Raw genomic sequence first — 26,220 nt, 5'->3', positions numbered from 1 at the left:
GGCGAGGGCATCGTCGCAAGTGCCAATGTTATACACTATAATTCAGAGGTCACGCCGCAATCTTGACCGGCAGCGTTTCCAAACCCTTCACAAAGCTCGAATACACCCGCTTCGGCTCGCCCATCACGTCGATATGGTCGAATCGCTTCAGGATCTCCTCCCAGATAATCTTGAGCTGGAGTTCGGCAAGTCGCAAACCGACGCAACGGTGGATGCCGAAGCCGAACGAGAGATGCGTGCGCGGGCGGGCGCGGTCGATGATGAAGTCGTAGGGCTTCTCGATCGCCTCTTCGTCGCGGTTGCCCGAGACGTACCACATCACGACCTTGTCACCTTTCCTGATCTGCTTGCCGCGGAACTCGAAATCGACGAGCGCGGTGCGGCGCATATGCGCAAGCGGCGTCTGCCAGCGGATCACCTCCGGCACGAAGCTGTCGAGCAGCGCGGGGTTTTCGCGCAGCTTGCGGTATTGTTCGGGGTGCTGGCTCAGCGCGAGAAGCGAGCCCGACATGGTGTTGCGGGTGGTGTCGTTGCCGCCGACGATCAAAAGGATGAGATTGCCGAGGAAGTTCCGCGCATCCATGTCGCGCGTCGCGGCGCCATGCGCCATCATCGAGAGAAGGTCGCTCTTCGGCGGCTGCTCGATGCGTTCCTTCCACAGCCGCGCGAAATATTGCGCGCATTCCGTCAGCTCGACCTGCCGCTGGTCCTCGGTCGCGACCAGGCCGTCGGGGCCGGGGATGGTGGTGGCGATATCGGACCAGCGCGTCAGCTTGCGGCGGTCCTCCCAGGGGAAGTCGAACAGCACCGCGAGCATCTGCGTGGTGAGCTCGATCGAGACTTGGTCGACCCAGTCGAACACCTCGCCGCGCGGGAGGTTGTCCAGGCACTCGGCCGAGCGCTTGCGGATGTTGAGCGCGAGATTGTCCAGATGCGTCGGCGTGAACATCGGCGCCACGGTCTTGCGCTGCGCGGCATGCCGCGGCGGGTCCATCGAGATGAAACTCTCGCGGCGCAGGTCGGGATCGATGTCGCGGATGGTGATGCCGCCGAGCGCGGACGCCGAGGAGAACACCGAATGGTTGGTCTCGATCTCCATGATGTCGTTGTAGCGCGTCACCGACCAGTACGGGCCGAACATCGAATCCTTGCAATAGTGCACGGGATCTTCGCGCCGCAGCCGGTCGAAATAGGGCCAGAACGTATCGGTCCTGAACAATTCGGGATCGCCGGGATCGTATTGCTCCAGCGGAAGTGACGACGCGCGCTCACGCAATGCGTCGAGATTCGCCGCGCTCTCCATGGTCCCGTGCATGACCGCTCTCCCTGGCATGAACCGCGCGATTTTCTTGAATTCTGCGCTGCGGTATTTGGATAGCAATTACAGCCCGTTGTCTGCGCCGGAGCAAGGGAGAGTTTTGCCACATCCAACCTTCGCGAGAGCGTCGGGTGGCCGTCATGGTCTTGCTTGAACGTGACCTCCCGCACGTCTCCGCCCGCGCAATCGTGCAAGAAATCGCTCGAAACCGAGGTAAATCGAACCCGCCCATCTTGGGGATCGACCAATCTCTGATCTATAGTTTGAGCGGATCAGATCCGCATCCCGAGGTTGATGCCTGTGAATGACATGCAATGGGCCCCGATCGGCCGCCCCGAACCGGTCCCGCCGCCGCTGCCGCCCTCCCGGGTCGACTTCACCGGCAATCGCACCGAGTTCCGCAAGATGGTCACCAAGGGTGCCATGCTGGAGCTCGTCACCTTCGGCTTCTACCGATTCTGGCTCGTCACCGACATCCGCCGCCATTTGTGGTCGAACACCGCGATCGACGGCGACGCAGCCGAATATACCGGCCGCGGCAAGGAGCTCTTGATCGGCTTCCTGTTCGCGCTCGCGATCCTGGTGCCGATCTATCTCGCCTATTTTCTCATCGGTATCGAGTTCGAGCGCTGGCAGGGCTTTGCTTCGACCCCGCTGTTCATCTCGTTCTACGCCTTCGGCCAGTTCGCGATCTTTCGCGCACGACGTTATCGTTTGACCCGCACGGTCTGGCGTGGCGTGCGCTTCTGGATGGACGGCTCCGGCTGGGCGTATTCGTTTCGCGCAATGCTGTGGGGCCTGCTGGTGTTCCTGACGCTCGGCCTGGCGCTGCCGTGGCGCGAGGCGTCGCTGGAGCGCTACAAGATGCGGCACACGCATTTCGGCGATCTGCAGGGCGACTTCGAAGGTGACGGCTGGACTTTCTTCAAGCGCGGCTGGTGGCTGTGGCTGCTTACGCCGATCGCGGTCATCATCTTCCCGCTCGCGCCGTTCCTCTATGCCGAGTTCAAGGCGCGCGAATGGCGCTGGTGGCTGAACGGCATCCGCATCGGCGGCGTCAGCCTGTCATCGGATCTGCCGCACAATGCATTCTACGGCCTTTACTGGAAGATGGTCGGCTGGTGGATGCTGCTCTCGACCCTGTTCGGCCTCTACATCGGCGGTGCCACCTTGCTCGTCGTCAAGGTGAGCGGCCTGCCGGCCGAGCAGGTGTTCGGGCCCGACCACGCTGCCAAGAGCATCCCGATGATGGTGATGATGGTGATCGGCTATTTCGCGCTTGCGCTGGCCATCAACATCGTCATGCGCGTCTATCTCCAGCGTGATCTCTGGGCCAAGGTGCTGGAGACGGTCACGGTGCACGATATTGGAGCCGCAGCCGATGTCCGCGCCAGCGGCGAACTGGCCAGCGCGCTCGGTGAAGGCTTTGCCGATGGTCTCGATGTCGCGGGATTCTAGATCGTGAGTGATGTGACCGCCGAGCCCGGCGCCGAGACCCAGCCCGGACAACAAGCGATCTTCTTCGACGGACGTTCGAGCCGCCGGCGTCAGGTCATGCTGACACTGGCTGACGCGCTCGAGATCGTCGAGCCCAGCGACGGAGAGACGGGTCGGACCGCCACGCGCTGGGCTTTTGACGAAATCCGCCGCGCGGACAGTCCGGCCGGCATCCTGCGCCTGACTGCGACGTCCGCGCCGTCGCTGGCACGGCTCGAGATCCGCGATGCCGCTTTTGGCGCCGATCTCGTCGCACGATGTCCGCGGCTTGACGAGCACCGGACCACCGGCCGCGGTGTTGCCCGAATCGTCGGCTGGTCGCTTGCAGCCACCATCTCCATCGTCTGCGTCGTGCTGTTCGGCGTGCCGCTCGCCGCGGATCGCCTGGCGCCGCTGGTGCCGAAGCCGATCGAGCGGCGGATCGGCGATGCGTCCGAGGTCCAGGTGAAGACCATCTTCGGGCGCGAGTCCTGCAGCGATCCGGCTGGCCAGGCGGCCTTCGCCAAGCTCGTCAACCGACTGCGCGATGCGGCCGGGCTTGACGACGACACCATGACGGCGGGCGTGCTGCCGAGCTCGGTGCCGAATGCGTTCGCGCTGCCGGGCGGCAAGGTCTTCGTGCTCAACGCCCTGCTCGACAAGGCCGAAAGTCCCGACGAGATCGCCGGCATCCTTGCCCACGAGCTCGGCCATCTCAAGCATCACGACAACATGCGCGGCCTGATCTACAACGGCGGCACCTCGTTCCTGATCGGCCTGCTGTTCGGCGACGTCACCGGCTCGTCCGCGGTGATCTTCGCCTCGCGCAGCCTGGTCGAAGCCTCCTATTCGCGCGAGGCCGAGACCAATGCCGACACCTTCGCGATCGACATCATGCACAAGCTCGGCCGCTCGCCGAAGCCCGCGGCCGAGTTGATGTTCCGCATCACCGGCAAGGAAGGCGGATCAGGCTTCACGATCCTGGCAAGCCATCCGCTGACCGAAGACCGCCTCGCGCGCATGACGAAGGAAGACCGCCCCGCCAGCGGCCCACCGCTGCTGACCGACAAGGAATGGCAGGCGCTGAAAGGCATCTGCGGCAGCGGGAAGATCTGAAGCGGGCTGCGACGAGAGGCAAGGAGCGCCTCGACGGAGGTGCGTTCCCTCCCCCCTTGCGGGGGAGGGCTAGGGAGGGGGGTAGCCCAGGAAAAGGTTTCGGTTATTGCCGACGCACCGAGGCAGGTGCGCGATGGATAGAATCCCCGTGTGAACCCCTCTCCCTGCCCCTCCCCCGCAAGGGGGGAGGGAACGGAGAGAGTTATGCTCTTGGCCTAACTCGATCCAACTTCATCCTGCTCCACGCTACCGCGTCCCGTAAGCGCGGTCTCCGGCGTCGCCAAGGCCCGGCAAAATAAAGCCGTTGTCGTCGAGGCCTTCATCCACCGCAGCGGTCCAGATATGCACGTCCGGATGCAGGCCGCGCAGGCGCTCGAGTCCTTCCGGCGCTGCGATCAGGCAGGCGAGGCGAATATCCTTGGCGCCGCGCTCTTTCAGCCGGTCGACCGCGGCGACCGCCGTGTTGGCGGTCGCGACGACAGGCGTCACCACGATCGCCAGGCGCTCGCTGAGATCGGAGGGCGATTTGAAGAAGTACTCGACCGCGGCAAAGCTCTCTGGCTCGCGGTAGAGACCGATATGGGCGACGCGCGCGGTCGGCACCAGGTCCATCATGCCGTCGACGAAGGTCGTGCCGGCACGCAGCATCGGCACGAACACCAGCTTCTTGCCGGCGATCTTGGCCGAGTGCATGGTCGCCAGCGGCGTCTCGATCATGGTATCGGTGAGCGGCAGGTCGCGCGTCACCTCGTAGCAGAGCAGCATGCCGATCTCCTTGATCAGCTCGCGGAACGACTTTGTCGAGATCGATTTGTCGCGAACCAGCGTCAGCTTGTGCTGCACCAGCGGATGATCGACGATCGTGACGCCTTCCATGATCGGATGCTCTTGCTGTTTCCCTTCTCCCCTTGTGGGAGAAGGTGGCGCGAAGCGCCGGATGAGGGGTATCTTTCCGCGAATTCCAGTGAGAGTTGCTCCTGCGGAGAGAACCCCTCACCCGGCTTCGCTGTCGCGAAGCCACCCTCTCCCACAGGGGGAGAGGGTTTAGAAAACCGTGCCGTCGCTGATCACCTTGAGCGGCGGCGAACCATCGGGACGGCGCGCAAAGGCGATAGCCCGGCCGGCGGCCCAGGTGCCGCCTTCCAGGATGCTGGCGAGCGACAGCGACTGCGGCGTGCGGCCGAGCTTGGCGCGAACCAGTTCGGCGACGCGATCGAGCAGCGCAACGGTGAGCGCGCGCCACTCGACGACGAGCAGCGAGTCCACCGCATGCGCACGATCGGCATCCGCGGCATCGCGCAGGCGCAGCACCCCGTGATCGACGAACAGGCCGCCATTGCGGTATTCGGCAAGCCCGGTCAGGCCGTCGATGTCGGTGACGTCGAATCCGGCGCGCTGAAGCGGCTCGATCAGCGAATAGCTCAGCCATTGCGACAGCTTGTGCAGCGGCACGAGGCCGGCGGTCGCATCGTCGGCCTTGATCGCCGGATGGCGCCAGCAATCGCCGAGCGGGACACCGGCGAGCTCGAGCCGCGACGGCCAGATCGGCCCGAGCTGGTTCAGCACCGCGGACAGGATCGCGGGCGCGGGAATGGCGCCGTTCGTGGCCTGCGCGGCGATATGATCGAACAGCCCGCCCGGCCGTGGCGCGTCGTGCATGCCGAAGACATCGGCGCGCGCCGCAACCTGCTTGCCGAGGCGCCGCAGCAGATCGGTGCGGCCTTCAAGACCGAGCAACGGATTGGCGTCGCTCGCCTGGAAGGCCGAGTTGAGCGCCGCGAGCGGCAGCTTTGCGAGCACGTCCGCATCGGCCCTGAAGGGAGCGTGCGCGTCACGGGAAAACAGGCCGCCGGCAAACATGTCGAGGCTCGCAATCGCAAGTCCCTCGGATCGGCCGATCCCTTGCCCCGTCGATGCGTCGCGATATCGCCACGCAGCACCCGCGCCGGCATCGAGCAGCACACTGACAATGGCGAGGTCGAACTCCGCGCGCGCCCGCGCCGCGCGATCGGGCCACGATGCCGCGTCGGCCAGCTGCGCCCAGCGGTCGATGCCAGCGAACACAAAGTGCCGCCACCGCGCATGGAAGGGAATGTCGAGGGTCGGATAGGCCTTGCGCGTGACAGCCAGCACGGCCTCCGCAACGCCGTCCATCCGATCGAGATCGACCGTGAAATGCGTGAGCCCGCCGCTCAGTCCGATTGCGAGCATCTCGCCGGCCCGCGCGCGAACCGCCTTTGCGGTGAGGAGCGCGCGTGCCTGCAGTTCTGAAACGTCCGCCATCGCCTGATCAGTATTTTTCCAGCGAACGTCCGACCACGCCGTTGACGTCCTTCTCGGGCGCAATGTCGGTCGTGTAATAGCCGGCGGCCTTCTTTGCGGCGATCTCGACATGCGCGTCGGCCGGAATCAGCTCCAGCGGGATCGGCACACGCTCGACGATGTCGATGCCTTGCGAGGTCAGCGCGTCGTACTTCATGTCGCTCATCGACAGGAAGCGGTCGATGCGCTTCAGGCCGAGCCAGTGGATCGTATCCGGCATCAATTGCTGGAAGCGCGCGTCCTGAACGCCGGCGACGCACTCGGTGCGCTCGAAATAGGCGGCGGCCGCGTCGCCGTCCTCCTGCCGCTTGCGCGCGTTGTAAACCAGGAACTTGGTGACCTCGCCGAGCGCGCGACCTTCCTTGCGGTTGTAGACGACGAGCCCGAGCCCGCCCTCCTGCGCGCCGCGCGCGGATTCCTCGATGCCGTGGATGAGATAGGGCCGGCAGGTGCAGATATCGGAGCCGAACACATCGGAGCCGTTGCACTCGTCATGGACGCGGCAGGTGATCTTGGTGCGGTGGTCCGGCAGCTTCGTCACATCGCCGAACATGTAGACCGTGGTGCCGCCGATCGGCGGCAGGAACACCTTCAGGTCAGGCCGGGTCACGAGTTCGGGGAACATGCCGGCGGTCTGCTCGAACAGCGTGCGGCGCAGCTCGGTCTCGTTGGTCTGGAAGCGCTCGGCAAGGCCGGGCAGGTACCAGACCGGATCGATTGCGATCTTCACCACCGAGACGCTGCCATTGGCACGCACGACCTCGCCGTCGGCACGCAATCGCTTGGCCGCGAGCGCCTCGCGGATTTCGGGCAGGTCGAGCCGCGCCCGCGTCACCGCGATGCTCGGGCGGATGTCGACGCCCTCGGCGATGTCCTTGCCGAAATTCTCGGCGACCAGATGACCCCAGGGGTCGAGCGCGACGATCTTGGCGGGATCGCACCATTGCTCGAACGGTCCGATGGTCGCCGCCGGGAACGTGTTGGTGAGATCGGGACGGCGGATCGGATCGAGCGCGCCGGCGGAGACGGCGAGCGCGCGGTACATCGCGTAGGAGCCGCCATGGCTGCCGATGACGTTGCGATCCCCGGCGCGTGACACCGTGCCGATGATCGGCCCGCGGGCACGTGCATCGGCGGCACCCCAGTGAATCGGGTAAGCGGCCTTCTTGCCCGGCTCCGGATGAGAAGTCAGGCGGATATGCTCAGTACGGTTCGCGCGGCTCATGGCCAAACTCCCAAAAAGCCAACGGCCCGCCGCTCGGACGGGCCTGGCTCTGCGGCGTTGCCGGCAGAGGCCGGCGACGCAATCCAACATATTGTAGCGGCCGGCCACGACAGACAAGTTAATCGTGCGGGGCGGGCAGGGCGGTTTATCCGTCCTTTATATGGGGACTGTCTGGCCTGATCGGAATGGTTGGGCGCACCGACTGGGCTACTCGCCTCCGGGTGCAATCCATTTAAGATATTGATATAATTACAATTTTCGAATCAATGACCCGCGAATCCCGCAAGCCTGCGTCGCGCGCAGGCCAGTCGCGACATGATCTCGCCTGTCGGCAGCGACGTCACCTCGGAGATTTCCCGGTAGGACAACAAATCGATCTCGCGCAGCACCAGGATTTCGCGCAGGCGCCGCGGCAGGGTCTCGATGGCGCAGCGAATTGCCGTCGCATCGAACTTGGCGGCGGCCGAAATTTTGTCGGCACGGTCGTCCGTTCGGAGGACGGAAGCGGCGACCGCATCAGGTAACCGCTTGTGTGCGAATACATCACTTTGCCGATCGCGTCGCCGCCGGGTGGTCAGCCATGTCCGATAGCAATTCCGCACGCCCCTCAACAACCGGGTCCGGCCTCTCCCGCCCGCGTCGACATCGGTCCGGAGAAACGCCGCCTGCACGATGTGCTCGGCGGCTTCCGCGTCGCCGCTCAGGAAGCGCGCAAAATTATAAGCCGAGTCGAGCATAGGCATGCCGTCCCGTCCCGGATTGACACCGTTCTGCATCGATAGCCCCGCGCGATCCCGTGTTGTTGTGCGCGGCTCTCTTCGCCGGCCCGGCAGCCGGTCTCAATGGACGGCGCGTGGTCTTTCGCTGGAATCGCAATCCCCCGGGAAGCCCTGTGAAATCATCGGCTTCCGATGACACCTCCCCAACGCCTCGATGAGATGTCCATGCTGCTCGAACCGGAATTGATCGAGAGACCCGCGGCAGCCTCCGCACAGCCCGGCAGGCGCACGAAGTTCGGCGCGTTCGAGGCGGATCCGCGCAGCGGCGAGCTGGTCAAGAACGGCAGGCGGGTGCGCTTGCAGGAGCAGCCGTTTCAATTGCTCTCGGCGCTCTTGGAGCGGCCGGGCGAGGTGGTGACGCGCGAGGAACTGCGCACGCTGCTCTGGCCGCAGACGGTGGTCGACTACGATCACGGGCTCAACAAGGCCGTCAGCAAGATCAGGGAGGCGCTCGGCGATTCCGCGGAGAGCCCGCGCTTCGTCGAGACCGTGGCGCGCCGCGGCTATCGCTTTCTCGCCGACGTCACCGTCGTCGTCGATGGCAGTGCGCCGCGTGAACCCGATCCGCCGGCGGCAGTCCTCGCTCCGGAAACGGCGCCTCCGGCACGACCCGTCATCGGGCGCCGTCACGGCCTGTTCGCCTCGATCGGCCTGGCGCTCTTGCTGGCCGCCGCGCTCTTGGCCTGGCTCTCGCCCAGGCCTCAGGGAACGCAAGCCATCCATTCGCTCGCGGTGCTGCCGCTCGTCGATACCTCGGAAGATCCGTCGCAGGATTTTTTCGCGGACGGCATGACCGGCGAACTGATCACGGAGCTCGGCAAGGTCGATGCGCTCAGGGTGATCTCGCGCACCTCGGCGATGACCTACAAGGGCGCGCACAAATCGCTCGCGACCATCGCGCGCGAGCTCCACGTCGACGCCCTGATCGAAGGCAGCGTGATGCGCGCGAACGGGCGCGTGCGGATCACGGCCCAGCTGATTCAGGCCGCCGACGACAGCCGCGTCTGGGCCGACAGTTACGAGGGCGATGTGCGCGACGCGCTGACGCTTCAGGTCCGCGTCGCCCGCGCCGTGGCGGGGCAGGTGCGCGCCACGCTGAACCACGGCGAGCACGCCGCTTTCGACAAGCCGCGCAGCATCGATCCGCTGGCTTACGAAAATTACCTGAAGGGCCGCTACTTCCTGAACAAGCGCACCGGCGACGGCCTCCGCGCCGCCATCAGATATTTCCGCCAGGCCATCGAGGTCGACCGCAACTACGCCGAGGCGCATTCCGGCCTTGCGGACGCCTATGCGCTCGCCGGCGATTGGGAGTACGGCGTGCTGTCGACCACGGAGGCGTTCTCCAAGGCGACGGCGGCGGCCAGCAAAGCGCTCGAGCTCGACGGCACACTCGGCGAAGCCCACACCTCGCTCGCCTTTGCGCTCGATCTCTACGGCTGGGACTGGGATGTCGCTGCTTCCGAATACGAGGCCGCCATCCGTCTCAACCCCAGCTACGCCACGGCGCATCATTGGTACGCATGGCATCTGATGCTGACGGGCAAGACGAGCGAGGCGCTGCGAGAGTTCAAGGAGGCGCAAAGCCTCGATCCGCTCTCCCTCATCATCGGCGCCGACATCGCCGATGCGTTTTGCATCAATCATGATTTCGACGCCGCGGTCGCACAGAGCCGCAAGACGCTCGAGCTCGATCCCGGATTTGCCGTCGGCCATTACGAGCTCGGCCAGGCCCTGGTGCTGACAGGCAGTTTCGACGAGGCCATCGCGGAGTTCCGCAAAGCGATCGAGATTTCGGGCCACAGCAGCGTGTTCGATTCCAATCTCGCCTACGCCTATGCCGTCTCGGGCCGCAAGGACGACGCCGCCAGGGTCGCCGCCGATATGGCGGCACACGCCGACGCCTATCCATCGGCGCAGGCCAACATCGCGCTCATCTACCTGGGCCTCGGCGATCGCGACGCCGCGCTCGGCTGGCTGGAGAAGGCCTATGAGGCCCGCTTCAATCCCTCGATCCTGCTGCGGCCCGCCTTCGATCCGCTCCGCAGTGATGCGCGGTTCACGGAGCTCATGCGCCGCATCGGGCTAGGCAAAACCTAGACAATCGGACATACCCTGCAGCTCCGGCCTCGTTTTCGGAGTGCGTCATGTCTGCCGCCAGCTACATCGATCCCCGCAATGGAAAGCTTTATCCGCTTCACGAGCCGCGCTGGTGCTCGGACGAGCGCACGCCGCTGCTGGTGACGCCGGGGGCGGGGATTTCGCGCGACGATATCGACGGCCGCACGCGGTCGCTGTGGCGCTACCGCGCGGCGCTGCCGGTGGAGATCAGGGATCCGATTTCGCTCGGCGTCGGCTGCACGCCGCTGGTGCAGCAGGTCTGGGGCGATTTGCGGCCGTTCTTCAAGCTCGAATGGTTCAACCCGACCGGCAGCTTCAAGGACCGGGGGTCGGCGGTGATGCTGTCGTTCCTTCGGCAGATCGGCGTCAACGCCATTCTGGAGGATTCTTCGGGCAATGGCGGCTCGTCGATGGCGGGGCTTGGCGCGTCCGGCGGCATGCGTGTGAAGATTTTGGCGCCGGCCTCGACCTCACCGGCCAAGATCGCGCAGGTGCGCGCCTATGGCGCCGAGGTGCAGCTCGTCGAGGGCCCGCGCGAGGAGTCGGAGGCCGAAGCCATCCGGCAGTCGAGCCAGACCTTCTATGCCAGCCACAATTGGCAGCCGTTCTTTCTCGAAGGCACGAAATCGTTCGCCTATGAGATCTGGGAAGATCTCGGCTTTCGCGCGCCCGACAACGTCATCGTTCCCGTCGGTGCCGGCAGCAGCCTGCTCGGTTGCGCCTTCGGCTTCCGCGAGCTGTTGAAGGCGGGACAGATTGCAAAACTGCCGCGCCTGTTCGCCGCGCAACCGCTCAACTGCTCGCCGATCGATGCGAGCTTCAAGGCCGGCGTCGATACGCCCGTGGCGCGCGAGGTCAGCAAGACCATCGCCGAAGGCACCGCGATCAAGACCCCGCTGCGGCTGCGCGAGATCATCGCTGCTCTGCGCGAGAGCCGCGGCGGCACGGTCGCGCTCACCGAGGACGAGATCGTCACCGCGCTGCGCCGTCTGGCGCGGCAGGGCCTGTTCGCCGAGCCCACCAGCGCCAGTGCGGCCGCCGCGCTGGAGAAACTCTCCGCCGCCGGGACCATCAAGGCGAACGAGACCACGGTCGCAGTCCTCACCGGCACCGGGCTGAAGGCCGCGACCACGGTTGCGGATCTCGTGGGGTAAGGGGCAGCCGCGCTTACCCTCCCCCTCCAGGGGAGGGTAAGACCTCACTCCTTCAACTCATTCACCCGCTTCACCCACGCGCGCACGTCGGCGAGCACCTCGGGCAGCACCGCTCTCACCTCCAGCACGGTCATGCCGGGCTTGATGCGGGGATCGTAGAGCAGGTTGAGGATGTACTGGTCGTAGATGTCGAAATACCCCATCGACACATTGTCGTTGAACATCGTCCACGGCACGCTCGCGGTGTCGTTGATGGGACCCAGCGACTGCAGCAGCTCCTCATAGGCGCAGTCGAGGAAGGTGAAGTCGCCATTGTCGACGGTGAGGATGACGTCGGAATGCTCGATCTCGAAATTGTCGTTCTTGCGGAATCCCGACAGGCATTGCGGATCGAGCGAGGTGCGGATCTCGCGCGCCTTCTCCGCGCCGTAGAAGCTCGCGATGGTGCGATAGAGGTCGCGGTCGCGTACCAGCTTCACCCGGACATTCGCCGCTTCGGCGGTCGCGGTCATCGCGATGTCGAGATGCTGCACGCGCGTGCCGATGTCGGCCACGACCTTTGCGAGCTGCGCCTTGCGGTCGGCGCGGTCGGTCTCGGCGAACACGCGCACCGGGGCGTCGAACTTGCGGATGCGGTCGACGCGGCCGGCGAGATGGTATTCGGCGCCGAAGGCGGTCTTCAGAAAGCCGTCGACGATCTCGGCGTCGGTGAAGCTCTTCTTCTCGGCGCGCTGGCGCGAGGCGATCGCGGGCAGCTCGCCGGCGATCGCCATGGTAGCGGTGTCAGGCACACAGCTGAGCGTTGCGAGCGCCACCAGGGCGATGCGGAGGCAAGGCGAGGCCGAGTTCATTGCGCTCATCGTTGCGCAACGCTGCCGTATTCGCGGGGCGCACACAAGTCCGCAAATTCACGCGCCCCGCCGGTTCCGGCCGATCAGTTGTTGAGCACCACCACGGTGGTGCCGACCCCGACGCGGCCGTAGAGGTCGGTGACGTCGTCATTGGTCATGCGGAAGCAACCGGAGGACACCGCCTGGCCGATCGTCTCCGGCTCGTTGGAGCCGTGGATGCGGTAGAGCGTCGATCCCAGATACATCGCGCGTGCGCCGAGCGGATTCTCGATGCCGCCCTTCATGTGGCGCGGCAGGTCCGGCCGGCGGGCGATCATCTGCGACGGCGGCGTCCACTCCGGCCATTCCTTCTTGGCGGTGATCTTGTGCACCCCGCCCCAGCGGAAGCCGTCACGGCCGACACCGATGCCGTAGCGCAGCGCCTGGCCGTTCTGGAGCACCAGATACAGCCGGCGCTCGGCGGTGTTCACCACGATCGTGCCGGGGGCATAATTGCCGTTGTACATGACGGTGGTGCGGGGGATCGGGCTCGAGCCGCCGCCGAGAAAGCCGGTGGAGCTGGTGCCCGTGAAGTCTATCATTCCGGCCGCGGACGCGTCGGCAGCGCCAGCGAGCAAGAGCGCCATTGCGGTAACCTGCGCGGCAAAAAAACGGGTCATTGTTTCCCCCAGCAAAAAAATCGATTCAACAGAAGCCAGAGGCCATATTTGCGCGCATTTCGCAAGCCACGGCCCCGTGAGAGGGCCATGCCAGGCGCTCGGCGTTAGCAAATCGGCAACCACGCTGGTTCGCCGGAAAGCATCATAACGTTTGCAAGCGAATTGGATGCCGGTTCGCATCAAGAAAACCCGTCAAAACAAGAATCTAATGCCCCGTTCCGATTCGATCGGAACGGGGCGTTAGCCAAACCGGCAGGTCGCCCTGCGGGGCAGGGCCGCGATGCCGGCTATTGCTTTGACGGGGCTCGCGAACAATGATTGACCGGACGGATTACTGAAAAATAGCCGGTTGCGGGAGCAGACAGAATGAACGGTGCGGAAAGCCTGGTGCGGACGATGGTCAAGGGCGGGGTGGACGTCTGCTTCACCAACCCGGGCACCTCCGAGATGCATTTTGTCGCGGCGCTCGACCGCGTCCCGGGCATGCGCTGCGTGCTCGGCCTGTTCGAGGGCGTGGTGACCGGCGCGGCCGACGGCTATTACCGCATGAAGGGCCTGCCGGCCTCGACCCTGCTGCATCTCGGCCCCGGTCTCGCCAACGGCCTTGCCAATCTGCACAACGCCAAGAAGGCCAATTCCGGCATCGTCAACATCGTCGGCCAGCATGCCGTCTATCACATCGACTACAACGCGCCGCTGACCTCCGACATCGAGGGTCTGGCCCGGCCGATGTCGTCCTGGGTCCGGACCTCGCCCAACTCCAAATCGGTTGCCGCCGACGGCGCCGCCGCGATCGCCGCCGCCAAGAGCGCGCCGGGGCAGATCGCGACGCTGATCCTGCCCGCCGACACCGCCTGGAACGAGGCCGACGGCATCGCCGAGGTGCCGGCCGAGCAGCAGCGCGCCAGCTACTCGCCGCAGGCGGTCGAGCAGGCCGCCAGGATTTTGCACGGCGACGGCGAAGGCACGCTGCTGCTGATGACCGGCAGCGCGCTGAGCGAGCAGGGCCTGGCGCTGGCCGAGCGCATTGCCGCCAAGACCGGCTGCACCGTGATGGGCCCGACCTTCCGCCCGAAAATGGCGCGCGGCCGCGGCCGCTATTCGATCGACCGCATTCATTACGTCATCGAGAACGCGCTGCCGATGCTGGCGAAATTCCGTCATATCGTGCTGGTCGAGTCCGATGATCCCGTGGCGTTCTTCGCCTATCCGAACAAGCCGAGCATGCTCAAGCCGGAGGGCTGCGACGTCCATCGCATGACCTCCTGGGGCGAAAATTCGGTCGCAGCGCTCGAAGCGCTGGCCGGCGCCGTGAAGGCGAGCGCAAAGGACGTCAAGCCGCACGCCTCGGCTGAGTTGGTCAAGCCGACCGGCGCGCTCACCTTCGCCACGATCGCGCAGGCGATCGCATGCGCGATCCCCGAGAACGCGATCATGGTCGACGAATCCCTCACCACCGGCCGCGGCTTCTTCCCGCCGACCGCGGCGGCGGCGCCGCACGACTGGCTCCAGAACATGGGCGGCTCGATCGGCTTCTCCACGCCGCTGTCGATCGGCGCCGCGATCGCCTGTCCGGACCGCAAGGTCATCACCATGGTCGGCGACGGCAGCGCCATGTACACGATCCAGTCGCTGTGGACGCAGGCCCGCGAGAACCTCAACATCGTCACCATCGTCTTCGCCAACCGCATCTACCAGATCCTGCGCGGCGAGTTCGACAATGTCGGCGCCGGCGAACCCGGCCAGCGCGCCAACGACATGCTCAGGCTCGACCGCCCGACGCTCGATTTCGTCGCGCTGGCGAAGGGCATGGGCGTGCCCGGCCGCGCCGTCGCCAATGCCGAGGAGTTCAACAAGGCGCTGGCCGAAGCCGTCGCCGAGCCGGGGCCGCGGCTGATCGAAGTGCTGATGTAGGCTCTCTCCTCACGTCGTCCCGGCGAAAGCCGGGACCCATAACCCCAGGGAGACGTTTGGCGAAGACTAGGGGTCCGGTACGCACAACCGTGTGCACTCGTTTGACCTCGCGGTATGGGTCCCGGCCTTCGCCGGGACGACACTGATGGTGTGGCGCGTTCCGCGCTCCTCACCATGAGGGTTTGATAGCGGCGCAACGGAGTGCGCGTGGTAGGTCGCGAGGCACGATGCAGACCGAGCTGAACAAGGTGATCGCGGCGCTCCGGGACTTCTACGCCCAGGAAGGATTTTTGTTCGAGAAGGATCTCGGCGAGCGTGCGATCACGCATCGCTTCGCCGTCTATCTCGAGCGCCAGTTCTCGGGCTGGGCGGTCGACTGCAATTACGATCGGCTCGGCGAGCGCACGCTGCGTCTGCCGCACGGCACCATCATCTCGACCGACGATCATCTCGGCAAGTCGATCTACCCCGACGTTGTCGTGCATCAGCGCGAGATCCCGAACAATCTGCTCACCGTCGAGATCCGCAAGGCGAGCAATCACACCTCGCTCGAGCACGACCAGCACAAGCTGATGGCGATGACCGACGCGCATGTCTGGTTCGCCTATTGGATCGGCGTGCTGCTGGTGCTGGACAAGCACAACGTGACGATGTCCGAGGTCTATGTCGGCGGCCTCCTCGATCAGCCTCAGTCGCTCTGGTTCGCGGAGCGGCTGAGGGAGAGCGGCCTCGGGTCCGCGCGTTAGGGCGTGGACTTGGGAGCGTCGGCGCCGCTCCTGGAGCCGGGCGGCGACCTCGGCCCTGTTATGGGTTCCCATTGATTCATATCAACGGAGCGACGCAAGGCGTCGTGTCACGTCATGTTCGACCATCGCCTAACAGGGAGAGCAACATGACACGAAATGCCAGACTTCTTGGATTGATGGCGGCGGCCGCGCTTTTTGCGGTCGTTCCGTTGTCGCCCGGTTACTCGCCGGCGACGGTGCTATCCGTATCCCTCGACAGTGCGCAAGCGAGAGTCGGGCGGCCGCTCACACCGATGAGCGTAGCTGGCGTCAATCGCCGGGTGCATCGGCGAGCCTACTATGGCGCGGCGGCGGCCGGAGCCGCGGCCTATGGAGCCTACGGAGCCTATGGCTACCGCAGGACCTGTGGATACGCCCCCTATCCGCCCTGCTATTGAGGCGTCTTCCCGCCGGGATAGGGACAGCCCGCGAACCTGGTTTCATCGCGCTTTGAGCGGGAAAGGCCGCCCGCGTGAGGCGAGCGGCCTTGTCCGTCAATCGTCGGCAGATCAGTGCAGCGGAGCGCCGCCACCCAGCGCGTAGGTCACGATATCCTTCAGCCGGAAATCGGGACCCGTCACCGGCGCCCAGTTCGGGTCCAGTGACAGCACGGAGGAGGCATCGCCGAACATCATGCCGAGGAAGACTTCGGCGACGATCCGACCGCCGACCGGCCCGAGCTGCGGCGTGTTGATGCCGCCCGCCGGCGCACCGGTGGCCGGGATCGTGACCGCGGTCTGGAACTGCCGCGCTTCGGCGAGGATGTAGGTCCAGAGCGGGCAATTGCCCTTGAACACGCCGTTCGCGATCGAGGCGATCGGAACTTGCGGATCGCCCGCCGGGTCGGGGTTGTCGACGGCGCGGCCGATGATGATCTGCTCGTCGGTCAGCGGCGTCAGGTGCATCGCCTTGGCAACCGCCTGGCCCGAAGGCAGCCCGAGCCGCCAGCCGCGCTCGAGATTGCGAAGCGCCAGCGATGACGGATTGGAGGCGACCTCCGGCGGCAGCTTGCGCAGCGGATCGACCAGCGAGGTGTCGATGCGATAGGCGAACTGGAGGCGCCGCTTGTTGTCCGCGTTGGTGCTGTCGTCCTCGACGCCATAGGCGCGCGTGTCGATGTCGATGAACCGTCCCCAGTCGATGGCGCGTCCCGGACCCATCGCGCGGAAGCCGGTCAGCGCGTTGGTGTCGGGATTGTTGGGATCGGGGAAGATCTGCAGCAGCATGTTGTCGGCGTCGTTCAGCCGATAGCCGGGCCGGATCATCGAGTGGCCGAGCCGGTAGGCCGCGACCGAAAACTCGACCGGCATGTATGGGAACGTCTTCCAGTGATAGAAGGCGAGCCGGCTGCGATCGTATTGGCCGCCGGTCCTGAGATCGTTCAGCACGCCGGCATTGACGATGCGCGGCAGGAAGTCGTTCAGCACGACGTATTGATAGTGGAAGCGCACGCGCTGCTGGATCGTTTCGAAGGGGATGCCGTCATTGTCGTCGACCATGCGGTTGTGGAAGCGCAGCATCAGCCCCTGAAACTGCGAGACGATGCTGTTCTCGTCGTTGCGGGGATCGCCGATCAAGGCGCGGCCCTTGAAGCGCGGCAGGTCGCTGGCGTTGGATACGCCGGTGCCGGTCAGGGTTTCACCGAGCAGGAACTTGCCGCTGCTGTCGTACATGTAGGGCTGGTCGTTCGGCCCGCGTCCGTAGACATTGTCCATGTCGAACGAGGGGGTGCGGAAGTCGATGAGCCCGTCCGGATCCTGCTGCTTGGTCAGCGAACTCACGGGATCGAAGGTGATGTCGTGATCGATGAACTGGCCGAAATAAGTGTAGAGCGAGGGAATTCCGCTCTCCTCGGCATCGGGGCCGTCTTTGGGCGGGTCGAAATCGCCGACCATGTTGTCGGCGAGCGCCGAGAGATTTGCGACATTGTCGGCCTCGGTCGGGCCAAATTTCGCCGGTGTCAGATTGCGGAACATGCGGCCGAAGCGGCCTTGTGACAGCGGCGAACGGGTGACGTTCAGGCCGCGCGGCGTAATGGCGTGACGACTGCTCATAAAGTACCTCCATGAAAAGTTACGACGACAAGCAACTAAAGCTAAAGTTGTCTGTATTATAATTTGCATGTGAGGCTAGATCGCGGAATCTGGCGTCGCAATGCGCTGCTTCACACATTGCGTGATGTCGATGCGGTTCCGTACGCGATCGTTGCGATCAAGCTGCGGATGCACTTTGCAAATTTTTCCCGCATCGACGCCGGATAACATTCTCGTCATCGAAAATCGCGACGCGAAGCAACGTCAGCTTCGCCGACCCAATCTGCAACGCGATTCGTCGTAGCGAACATCGTGCTCGCGTAAAAATTGCAGCGGCGTGCGCACGCCGCCTCTTCAATCATCGCGTGCTTGCACGATCGAGTTGTGCAGGTTGATGGCACAACCTCGCATGCGCCGACGCGCGCCGGGACTCACCCGACACATTGTCGTAAGCGTCCTGACATCGGCGCGTGCGCCGCGTTCGGCATGGGCCTAAGATGCGCCAAGCCGTCGTGGGCCAAAGCCTGGTGAGACAAGGCCTGGCGAGACATGTGATCTCGGCCACAGTTTGCAGCTGGGGTCCCGCCTATCGTCGGTTCACTTGCACGCGTCGATCCCACGGGACTACGCTTCCGTCATTGGGGATCAGGTATTTTGGAGGTTCTGATGCAAAAATCATATTTGCTGGCTGCGACTGCGGCACTGGCGTTCATCATGCAGACACCGCTCGCGCTGGCGCAGAGCGCGCCCGCCACAGGCGGCACGCCGCCGGCCGCCGCGGCCACCACGACGGCGCCTGCCGCGACCACTGCGCCGGCTGCAACCTCCACGCCGGCTGCGACCACCGACAATGCGACGGCCCCGGCCGGCGCGAAGAAGAGTGCCGAGAAGAAGCCCGCGAAGAAGAAGATGACGCGGCAGCAGGAGATCGACCATTCGGTCGACACCGGCACCGTCCCGGCGCGCTATCGCAGCTCAGTGCCGAAGCAGTACCAGCAATATATTCCGTTCGAGAAGCAGTGACCGATCGCCGCGGCGCGACGGGCTCCCCGTCTTGCGCCGCGGCGGAACCGGGCGGGAGCCATGCAGGAGCATGGCCTGATCTGATCGGTTGACCCCGTGGCGGTCTGCGGTTCCGGTGTTAGACTGGGCCAAGCCGGGGGGAGCCTTGATGAGTGACGACGCGAAGGATGCTGGCCTTGTGGCCATGATCAGCAGCATCCTGGGAGGCAACAAGCGCGCAGAGGCCGCGAGCCCGCCGCCACTTGCCGACTTCATGCCGGTCGCGCCGGCGAACGCACCGACAGCGGAACTGGCGCAAATTCCGGAAGCGGAATCTCCGAAGCTCCAGGATGCGTCCGACCAGGCTGTGGCGGCTCCGAAGCCGGTTGCGCCCAGTCCGCCCCTGACGCCGGATGGCAAGCGGCTTCTGCCGGCGGAGGCGATTGCCGATCTCGTGCTCGGCGAGTTGCGCAAGATCGAGGATTTTCCGGCGACCGGCGTCTCGGTGACGGTCTACGGCTATCGGCACTGGAACGCGATGATCACCTTCGCGCCGTTCTCGACCACGTTCCAGAACGCGACCCGGTTCCGCCAGGCCCTGCCCGACCTCGTCTTCAAGCTGCGCCGTTTCGTCGAACTTGAGATATAAGGGTCGACGGAATTTGGTTTGATCGATGCGAGCCGAGAACTCGTACACCTCTCCCGTAGGGAGAGGTCGGATCGCATCGAAGATGCGGTCCGGGTGAGGGGTTCCGGCCTCGTTGTGTGCCGCGGCCCCACTTACCTTGGCAGCCGATCGAACCTCATTCCATGCTCCGAAACTGTTCGACAGGATATTCGAATTGAGCGTCGCCTTTACCAAAGAAGAAAGCGCCGAGACCGCCGCCGAGACGATGTTGCCGGATCGCCCGATCTCGCCACATCCGAACCTCGTGACGGCGACCGGCTTGCAGGCGCTGCAGACGCAGCTCCAGCAGGCGCGCGAGGCCTATGAAGCCGCGCAAGCCATCGATGACGTCAACGAGAAGCGCCGGCAGTCGGCGGTGCCCTTGCGCGATGCGCGCTACCTGACCGAACGGCTGCGCACGGCGCAGCTGGTTCCCGATCCGGCGTCGAACGATGTCGTCGCCTTCGGCAGCACGGTGACGTTCAGCCGCGCCGACGGCCGCGTGCAGACCTATCGCATCGTCGGCGAGGACGAAGCCGATCCAAAGGCGGGGTCGATCTCGTTCGTATCTCCGGTCGCGAAGTCGCTGATGGGCAAGGCGGTCGGCGACGTCGTGGGCGCGGGCGCGCAGGAAATCGAGCTCGTCGAGATCGCGTAAGGATGCTGCGCGTAAGGCTGCCGTCAGGAAATTGAATGGCGGATATCCGGCCGCAGGCCTGGAGTCGATTTCGTTCATGCGCAGATCGAGAAGTTCCTGATCGAAAATGCAGTGAACGACGTCGTCGGCACGGGTCTAGGAACTCCAGATATCTGAAATCGCGCGGCGGGGCCGGGGCCGCCGGTTCATTCTGCTGTCAAGAGAAAACCTTAAGTTGCCCCTAATTTGAATCGATCTTAGCTTTGGAGCTGTCGGGCAAACACGCCAGTGAATTGAGGTTCGATAATGTCCTTGAGCAAGGCCTTGAATGAGCGACTAACGGAACTGAAATTTCATCCTGCCGTCCTTGCGGTCAGGCAGATCAAGAAGCGTCTGGCCGACAGCGGGCCCGCACTACGCCTCAAGTTCAATACGCAAAAGCGCGACGAGATCATCGGCGAGTACAAGCGCGGATCGAGCGTGCAGGACGTTATCGATTTCACCAAGCAGCATATGGGCACGGGCTCCTGCCAGATCGAGACGGAGATCTCGTCGGCCCTCGACTATATCGCAGCGTCCGCCCCGAAGCTCGTGGTTGAGATCGGCACGCTGAATGGTGGAACGTCGCTTCTGTTCGGACGATTTCTTCCGACGATGGAGACGATGATCTGCATCGATCTCCACGTGAAGAACAAGGAAATGCTGAAGCTGCTTGCGACGCCGAAGCAGTCATGGACCTTCTTCGACATGCCGTCCTACGCGGACGATACCGTCAAGCGGGTCGAGAAGTTTCTGAATGGCAGGTTGATCGACGCGTTGTTCATCGACGGCGATCATCGCTATGAAGGCGTCAAGCAGGATTTTCTCTGCTACCGGCATTTCGTTCGCGAGGGCGGCATCATCCTGTTCCACGACATCTGCGAGTCCAGCGGCAACACCAGCGCCTGGGCCGGCGGCGTCCCGCAGCTGTGGCGCGAATTGTCGCCGCACTACGAGCACAAGGAATTCATCCAGAACCGCAGCCAGGAAGGCTTTGGCATCGGCGCGCTCAAATACACCAAGGCCGCAAATCCGTTTCCATCGGCGTGAGGCTAGCGCAGGCGCAAGGCCTACGAGGTCGCGCAGCGGATCGAGGATGTCAACGAAAGGCGCCGTCGTTTGGCGGTGTGCTTTCGTGACCTCGTTATCTGGCTGCGCGGCTGCGCACGGCGCGACCTTCCGCGAATCCATGTATGATGGTCGGATGAGACAGTTTCTGTCGGGAGCGTTGCCGTTTTACGCGTTGGCCGGATTGGCCATTTGCATGTACCTCGTCTTGTACAAGACGAACCTGTTCGACTTGAACGCCATCGTTCAGGACGCGACCGGCTCGTCCTGGTTTCCGGTCTTCATCTTCGTCTGCGTGCTTCTGGAGGCGGTCTTTCCGTATTTCGGCTATTTTCCCGGGACCGCCCTCCTCCTGATGTCCGTGGCACTCAATCCAAAGCCCGCGGATGTTTCCGTTTTTTTCGCGGCGTGGCTGGCCATCATCACGGGCGCCGTTCTGAGCTACGGACAGGCGCGTTTTTTCAGGCCGCTCTTGCAGCGGGTTGCTTCGAAAGCCGCACTGAGCCGGTGTGAGTCACTCCTCGATGCCTACGGTCCTTACGCGCGAATTGCCTTGTTCGTTCATCCCAACGCTTGCGCGATGTATTTCACGGCAATCGGACTTCTCGGCCGGAACCTGACGCGGGAGCTCGCCTATCTCAGCGTGGGTGCGGCGGCCTCCGTGGGCATTCTGTTCGTCGTCGTGACCAGACTCGTGGCGTCGGTAGGCGCCACCGATGATGGGGAATTGCAGGTGCTGCTGGCGGCAGCGCTGGTCGCCATCGGGACCCTCGTCGGTCTCTATGCGGCCTGGCGGCCAAGCCGGGTTGCGTGAGGCTTGAGGTCGCGTGCGCGTCAACCGGCGCGGTCTCGCTCCTTGCTCCGTCATTGCGAGGAGCTCGCGACAAAATTGCGTAGCAATTTTGCGCTGATGCGACGAAGCAATCCAGAATCCCTCCGCGGACAGACTCTGGATTGCTTCGCTACGCTCCTAATGACGACGCGGGGACATTCTCCTGATGGTGCCATCATGCCCCTGTTTTGCCCGACGGAGCAAGCGGAGATTCGGAAAAGTCGTAGCCCGATTGTCCGGCTGACGCCGGCTACTGTGCATGGGGTTGTTTTCGAGATTTCGACGGAGCGGAAGCAAAACGCCCCAGTCCGTCTACGCTCTTCGAGCTACGCCGGACACGCTTCACCATCGTTGGGCGTGGCTGCGCTACGCGAAGCCTTTTGGCGAAGCGTGGTGGGCGCACAAGGGATCGAACCTTGGACCTCTCCCGTGTGAAGGGAACGCTCTCCCGCTGAGCTATGCGCCCGGGACCATCATGCAGACGGCCGGACCTCGTCGGCCGGCCGGCGCATCGGAGCCCGCGATTTAGAAGTGCGGGTGAGACGTGTCAAGTTTTCAGGCGGCTCGAGGCCGGAAAACCTTGCCTCAGTGTCTTAAATCCGCGGCGAGGCCGGATTTCGGGCGATTTACGCGCCCTGCTGGCGGGCGCGGGAGGCGTGGGCCTGCAGCGCGCGGATGCGCTCGGCGAGCGTTCCGCCACCCTCGGGGAGGGCAGCTGCGACCGCGCCGTTGGCAGCGACGCCATTGGCCGGGCGGGTGGCCTGCTTCGGTGGCTGGCCGGCCTCGGCCGCCAGCAGCGCCTCGATCGGCGAGTTCGGGCCCTCGAGCTGCATCGCGAGTTTGGCCACCTCGGCGGCGATGTCGTTGATGCGCTCGCGCAGCAGCGCATTCTCCATGCGCTCGGTCGCCCAGGAGCTCTCCGCCTGCTGCTGGATCGCATTGATGTCGCGCTGGAGCTTTGCGCGTTCGTCGCGGGCGGTGCCGAGCTGTTCTTCCAGCGCGGCCTTCTCCGCACGCATCGCCTCGAACGCGGCCGACGACTTGCCGCCGCTCAAGCCGGCGATCTCGACGCGCAAGTCCTTGATGGTGCGCTCGGAGCCCTCATTGGTCTGGCGGAGCTGGTTGTTCTCATAGTCGCGCTCGGCCAGCAGCTTGCCTTGCGTGGCGAGACGGCCTTCGAGATCGGCGACGCGGCCGGACAGCATCTCGGCTTCCTTCACCTGCACGATCAGCTGGCGATCGAGCTCGGTGACGCGCTGGCTCAGATTCTCGACGCGGCCGCGCGCATCGGACAGATCGCGCGAGGCGACTTCCGATTCCGAGCGCTCCTGCGTCAGCCGGGCCTGCGTCGCGGAAAACTCCTTCTCGGCATCGCCGACCCGGTTCTTCAGTTCCTCGATCTGGGCGCGCACCGCGACCAGCTCGACCTGGCGGCTCTCCGCCATCATGGAACGGTCGGACAGTTCGGAATTGATCTTCGCGAGCTCGCCCTGCTTGTCGCTCAGCGCAATCTCGGCCTCGCGCAGGGCTGCGGTCTTGGCGTTGAATTCCTCTTCGGTGGCGCGGAGCTGCTCCTTGACCGCCTTCTCGCGCGCCTCCAGCGCGAAGATCGTGGCGTTCTTCTCGCCGAGCTCGATCTTCATGCGGTTGATGGCGTCGCTCTTCTTGCCGAGCTCGGCGAGCTGGCTCGTGGTCTTGTTCTTGAGCTGGTCGACGCTCATCTCCAGCCGGCGCGCCGACATGGCGAACTCGGCGCGGAGCTGGTCCTTGTCGGCCTGGATCTCCGCCATCGACAGCGGCGTGGCGGCTTCGAGCCGGCGCGTGGTCAGGCGGACCGCGCGGTTATGCACCAGCGGCACGATGGCAAGCCCGCACAGCATCGAGAGCAGGAAACCGATCGCCAGGTACATGATCGGTTCGACCATGGGTCAGAGCTCCAAAGACAAGGAAAAATTTACCAAAGACAATGCATGGCGGGCCGGCAAAAAGCCAGCCCCGCCCTGTTGTTAACGTGAATCCGGAACGGGATAAGCGGAGCAGACCTAGAACGGGTTCCAGGTCGCCCGCGGCGTGTATTTGAGGTAGCCGATATTGGCGCCCAGGCGCAGCCCGAGGCCGGAGCGGATCGGCACCAGCACGATGTTGTTGGAGGTGAGCGCCGTCATGCCGAAGCCGCCGATGATGTAGGCCGAGCCGTCGATGCCGGCGAAGCGCTGGTAGATCGCGTTGGTGGCGGGCAGGTTATAGACCAGCGTCATGGTACGCGCGCCGTCGCCGCCCCAGTCGAAGCCGAGCGAGGGACCCTGCCAGTAGACGCGCAGGTCGCCGGCATTCTTGGTGTAGAGCGTGCCCTCGCCATAGCGCAGGCCGGCGACGAACGCGCCGGAGCCTTCCTCGCCCAGGATATAGCCGTTCGGTAGGCCCCATTGGCTGACCGCCTTCTCGATGATCGAGGCGAGGCCGCGCGAGACGTTGCCGAAGAAGCGATGGCCGGCGGTGACGAGCTCGTCCGGCCCATAGGTATTGGGCGTCGGGGTCCGCTGCGGTGGCGGCAGGTCCGGCGGCGGCGCGGCCGTCTGGGCGGCGGCCGGCACGGTCCAGCCAGCCAGCGCGATGAGCGCCACTGCGGCAAGGCGTGATGCGAAAGTCATAAAAGAACCCCTGGTATCGATTCCGGTCCGCTTCCCTTAACCTGACGCCAACGGCACGGTCCTAGGTTGCACCGGATGTCCCCTCGACTCGGATGTTATCCGCAGCAACTATGACGGCACAACGGCAGGAAGATAGCCCTTTGCGCCCCGGAATTGCCTTGATCGGCCGTCTGGTCTGCCTGTTGGCGGCCATTTGGCTCGCCTGCGCAGGGGGGCCAGTGCAGGCCGCCACCACCGAGCGGATCGTCGTCAATCGCTTCTCGGGCGTCGCCATCGAAGGCTTCGATCCCGTGGCCTATTTCGTCGATGGCAGCCCCGGGCAGGGGACGGCGGAGTTCGAAGCCAATCTCTGGGGCGCGGTCTGGCGCTTCCGGAACGAGGGCAACCGGGCCTCTTTCCTGGCCCATCCCGAAATCTACGGCCCGCAGTACGGCGGCTACGACCCGGCCGATATCGCGCGCGGCGTCGTCGTCGCCGGCAATCCCCGCTTCTTCGTGATCGCGGAGCAGCGCCTCTATCTGTTCAGCCGCGAAGACAATCGCGACGCCTTTGCCGCCAATCCCGAGCGGTTCCTGTACGAAGTCGGCAAGCGCTGGCCGGCGCTCCAGGACAAGCTCAGCCAGTAGGCATGACCGCCCCGGCGTCGCCCCAGGCGACGAACGCCGGGATGATGAAGCCGGTGTCGCCGCGTTCACCGAACCGGATCTCGCCGCCCTTGCCGTCGGTCACCTTGCCGCCGGCTGCCGTGACCACGGCGCAGCCTGCCCCGACGTCCCATTCCGAGGTCGGCCCGAAGCGGGGATAGATGTCGGCGCTGCCTTCGGCGATTCGGCCGAATTTGACCGCCGAGCCACACGTCTTTCTGACGGCGTTCGGCCGTCGGTCGATGAAGGCTTCGCTTGTGGGGTCGCCGTGCGAGCGGCTCACCGCGGCGACCCAGGGCTCGCCGTGCCCGGGCAGCTTGCGGGTCCGGATCGGCTCGGCGGCGCCGACCGTGGTGCCGTCGAACGTCACGCGCTCGGCGCCGCGGCCGACGATGCCGCGCCAGAGCAGCCCGAGCGCGGGGGCGCTGACGATACCGAGCAGCGGCACGCCGTCGGTCACGAGCGCGAGATTGACGGTGAACTCGTCGCGGCCGGCGACGAACTCCTTGGTGCCGTCGAGCGGGTCGATCAGGAAGAAGCTACCGCGAAACGGCGGCGAGGCGAGCTGGCACCGTTCCTCCGAGAGCGACGGCACGTCGTTCGCAAGCCTGGCGAGCCCTTCGGCGATGATTCGGTCGGCGGCGAGGTCGGCCTCGGTCACCGGCGAGCCGTCCTGCTTGCCGTCGACCCGCATCGCCGTGCGGTTGACCGCGAGGATCGCCTCGCCGGCCTGAACCACCAGTGCGGTCAGGGGCTCCATCAGCCGGGATGCGGCCTCGCCGTCGATGATCCTCACCTGCATGCCTCATTCATTGGCAAATCTCGTATTGGCAAGTCTCGCCTCTCGTCGCTTGATTCGCCTGCGTCCCTTATGGCCGCTTCGAACCTATCGCAAGCTAGCTGCCACGGGCTGGCGAATGATAGAAC

The 26,220-nt window shown here is 64.8% G+C and carries 23 protein-coding genes and 1 tRNA gene; 12 read left to right on the top strand and 12 right to left on the bottom strand.

Features of this window, described 5'->3' with window-relative positions; genetic code table 11:
* Positions 1 to 49: 49 nt before the first annotated feature.
* Positions 50 to 1,315, bottom strand: coding sequence for a cytochrome P450 (locus QA645_RS35995; RefSeq protein WP_254134138.1), 1,266 nt, complete (start codon positions 1,313 to 1,315; stop codon positions 50 to 52).
* 297 nt (positions 1,316 to 1,612) lie between these two features.
* On the opposite strand from QA645_RS35995, the gene QA645_RS35990 reads away from it, so the two are divergent.
* A complete protein-coding gene (locus QA645_RS35990) occupies positions 1,613 to 2,776 on the top strand; it encodes a YjgN family protein (protein WP_283045938.1) in 1,164 nt (387 codons plus the stop codon).
* A gap of 3 nt (positions 2,777 to 2,779) precedes the next feature.
* A complete protein-coding gene (locus QA645_RS35985) occupies positions 2,780 to 3,910 on the top strand; it encodes a M48 family metallopeptidase (RefSeq protein ID WP_254195471.1) in 1,131 nt (376 codons plus the stop codon).
* Positions 3,911 to 4,156: 246 nt separating this feature from the next.
* Here the strand turns inward: QA645_RS35985 and upp are convergent, their stop codons facing one another.
* The 4 genes from upp to QA645_RS35965 all read right to left on the bottom strand — a co-directional run bounded on the left by upp (position 4,157) and on the right by QA645_RS35965 (position 8,233).
* Positions 4,157 to 4,786 carry a uracil phosphoribosyltransferase gene (upp, locus tag QA645_RS35980; RefSeq protein ID WP_128953735.1) on the bottom strand — a complete coding sequence of 210 codons (630 nt, stop codon included), beginning with the start codon at positions 4,784 to 4,786 and terminating at the stop codon, positions 4,157 to 4,159.
* 168 nt (positions 4,787 to 4,954) lie between these two features.
* Positions 4,955 to 6,193, bottom strand: coding sequence for a URC4/urg3 family protein (locus tag QA645_RS35975; protein ID WP_283045937.1), 1,239 nt, complete (start codon positions 6,191 to 6,193; stop codon positions 4,955 to 4,957).
* 7 nt (positions 6,194 to 6,200) lie between these two features.
* A complete protein-coding gene (locus tag QA645_RS35970; RefSeq protein WP_283045936.1) occupies positions 6,201 to 7,457 on the bottom strand; it encodes a GTP cyclohydrolase II in 1,257 nt (418 codons plus the stop codon).
* 263 nt (positions 7,458 to 7,720) lie between these two features.
* Positions 7,721 to 8,233, bottom strand: a complete 513-nt coding sequence (locus tag QA645_RS35965; RefSeq protein ID WP_283045935.1) for a sigma factor-like helix-turn-helix DNA-binding protein — start codon at positions 8,231 to 8,233, stop codon at positions 7,721 to 7,723.
* Between the two features lie 168 nt (positions 8,234 to 8,401).
* Here QA645_RS35965 and QA645_RS35960 point away from each other — a divergent pair, with 168 nt between their 5' ends.
* Complete coding sequence (locus tag QA645_RS35960; protein ID WP_283045934.1) at positions 8,402 to 10,336, top strand: winged helix-turn-helix domain-containing protein; 1,935 nt, start codon at positions 8,402 to 8,404, stop codon at positions 10,334 to 10,336.
* Positions 10,337 to 10,383: 47 nt separating this feature from the next.
* Positions 10,384 to 11,511 carry a threonine synthase gene (locus tag QA645_RS35955; protein ID WP_283045933.1) on the top strand — a complete coding sequence of 376 codons (1,128 nt, stop codon included), beginning with the start codon at positions 10,384 to 10,386 and terminating at the stop codon, positions 11,509 to 11,511.
* Positions 11,512 to 11,555: 44 nt separating this feature from the next.
* Here QA645_RS35955 and QA645_RS35950 read toward each other — a convergent pair whose 3' ends face one another.
* On the bottom strand, positions 11,556 to 12,371 hold the full coding sequence (locus QA645_RS35950) for a DUF2927 domain-containing protein (protein WP_283045932.1): 816 nt from the start codon (positions 12,369 to 12,371) through the stop codon (positions 11,556 to 11,558).
* A gap of 74 nt (positions 12,372 to 12,445) precedes the next feature.
* Complete coding sequence (locus tag QA645_RS35945) at positions 12,446 to 13,021, bottom strand: L,D-transpeptidase (RefSeq protein ID WP_254134130.1); 576 nt, start codon at positions 13,019 to 13,021, stop codon at positions 12,446 to 12,448.
* A 366-nt stretch (positions 13,022 to 13,387) separates the two neighbouring features.
* Here QA645_RS35945 and QA645_RS35940 point away from each other — a divergent pair, with 366 nt between their 5' ends.
* Positions 13,388 to 14,935 (top strand): acetolactate synthase large subunit, encoded by a 1,548-nt coding sequence (locus QA645_RS35940; RefSeq protein ID WP_283045931.1) that lies wholly within the window; start codon positions 13,388 to 13,390, stop codon positions 14,933 to 14,935.
* Between the two features lie 227 nt (positions 14,936 to 15,162).
* Entirely contained in the window at positions 15,163 to 15,681 is a 519-nt protein-coding gene (locus QA645_RS35935; RefSeq protein WP_283045930.1) for a hypothetical protein, read from the top strand.
* A gap of 548 nt (positions 15,682 to 16,229) precedes the next feature.
* Here the strand turns inward: QA645_RS35935 and QA645_RS35925 are convergent.
* The gene (locus tag QA645_RS35925; protein ID WP_254134126.1) at positions 16,230 to 17,774 is read right to left on the bottom strand and encodes a heme peroxidase family protein; all 1,545 of its coding nucleotides are present in this window, start codon (positions 17,772 to 17,774) and stop codon (positions 16,230 to 16,232) included.
* 645 nt (positions 17,775 to 18,419) lie between these two features.
* On the opposite strand from QA645_RS35925, the gene QA645_RS35920 reads away from it, so the two are divergent.
* The 5 genes from QA645_RS35920 (at position 18,420) to QA645_RS35900 (ending at position 21,980) form a co-directional block, all read left to right on the top strand.
* Positions 18,420 to 18,776, top strand: a complete 357-nt coding sequence (locus tag QA645_RS35920) for a hypothetical protein (protein WP_283045929.1) — start codon at positions 18,420 to 18,422, stop codon at positions 18,774 to 18,776.
* 148 nt (positions 18,777 to 18,924) lie between these two features.
* Positions 18,925 to 19,404, top strand: a complete 480-nt coding sequence (locus QA645_RS35915) for a hypothetical protein (protein ID WP_283045928.1) — start codon at positions 18,925 to 18,927, stop codon at positions 19,402 to 19,404.
* A 193-nt stretch (positions 19,405 to 19,597) separates the two neighbouring features.
* Complete coding sequence (gene greA / locus QA645_RS35910; RefSeq protein WP_283045927.1) at positions 19,598 to 20,080, top strand: transcription elongation factor GreA; 483 nt, start codon at positions 19,598 to 19,600, stop codon at positions 20,078 to 20,080.
* Positions 20,081 to 20,383: 303 nt separating this feature from the next.
* A complete protein-coding gene (locus QA645_RS35905) occupies positions 20,384 to 21,148 on the top strand; it encodes a class I SAM-dependent methyltransferase (RefSeq protein ID WP_254134120.1) in 765 nt (254 codons plus the stop codon).
* A gap of 154 nt (positions 21,149 to 21,302) precedes the next feature.
* Positions 21,303 to 21,980 carry a hypothetical protein gene (locus tag QA645_RS35900; RefSeq protein ID WP_283045926.1) on the top strand — a complete coding sequence of 226 codons (678 nt, stop codon included), beginning with the start codon at positions 21,303 to 21,305 and terminating at the stop codon, positions 21,978 to 21,980.
* Positions 21,981 to 22,389: 409 nt separating this feature from the next.
* On the opposite strand, the gene QA645_RS35895 is transcribed toward QA645_RS35900, so the two are convergent.
* The 3 genes from QA645_RS35895 to QA645_RS35885 all read right to left on the bottom strand — a co-directional run bounded on the left by QA645_RS35895 (position 22,390) and on the right by QA645_RS35885 (position 24,649).
* Positions 22,390 to 22,464, bottom strand: a tRNA-Val gene (locus tag QA645_RS35895).
* 160 nt (positions 22,465 to 22,624) lie between these two features.
* Positions 22,625 to 23,923 (bottom strand): hypothetical protein, encoded by a 1,299-nt coding sequence (locus tag QA645_RS35890; protein ID WP_283045925.1) that lies wholly within the window; start codon positions 23,921 to 23,923, stop codon positions 22,625 to 22,627.
* A 117-nt stretch (positions 23,924 to 24,040) separates the two neighbouring features.
* On the bottom strand, positions 24,041 to 24,649 hold the full coding sequence (locus tag QA645_RS35885) for a DUF1134 domain-containing protein (protein WP_283045924.1): 609 nt from the start codon (positions 24,647 to 24,649) through the stop codon (positions 24,041 to 24,043).
* Positions 24,650 to 24,789: 140 nt separating this feature from the next.
* Between QA645_RS35885 and QA645_RS35880 the strand changes: the two genes are divergently transcribed.
* Positions 24,790 to 25,275 (top strand): YHS domain-containing (seleno)protein, encoded by a 486-nt coding sequence (locus QA645_RS35880; RefSeq protein ID WP_254128997.1) that lies wholly within the window; start codon positions 24,790 to 24,792, stop codon positions 25,273 to 25,275.
* Here QA645_RS35880 and QA645_RS35875 read toward each other — a convergent pair.
* Positions 25,265 to 26,095, bottom strand: coding sequence for a 3'(2'),5'-bisphosphate nucleotidase CysQ (locus tag QA645_RS35875; protein ID WP_283045923.1), 831 nt, complete (start codon positions 26,093 to 26,095; stop codon positions 25,265 to 25,267). The genes QA645_RS35880 and QA645_RS35875 overlap by 11 nt on opposite strands.
* Positions 26,096 to 26,220: the final 125 nt, after the last annotated feature.

The sequence above is a fragment of the Bradyrhizobium sp. CIAT3101 genome (genome assembly GCF_029714945.1).
Classification (GTDB): Bacteria; Pseudomonadota; Alphaproteobacteria; order Rhizobiales; family Xanthobacteraceae; genus Bradyrhizobium.
The sequence above is the reverse complement of the archived record's forward strand: the minus strand, read 5'-3'. Positions and strand labels throughout refer to the sequence as shown.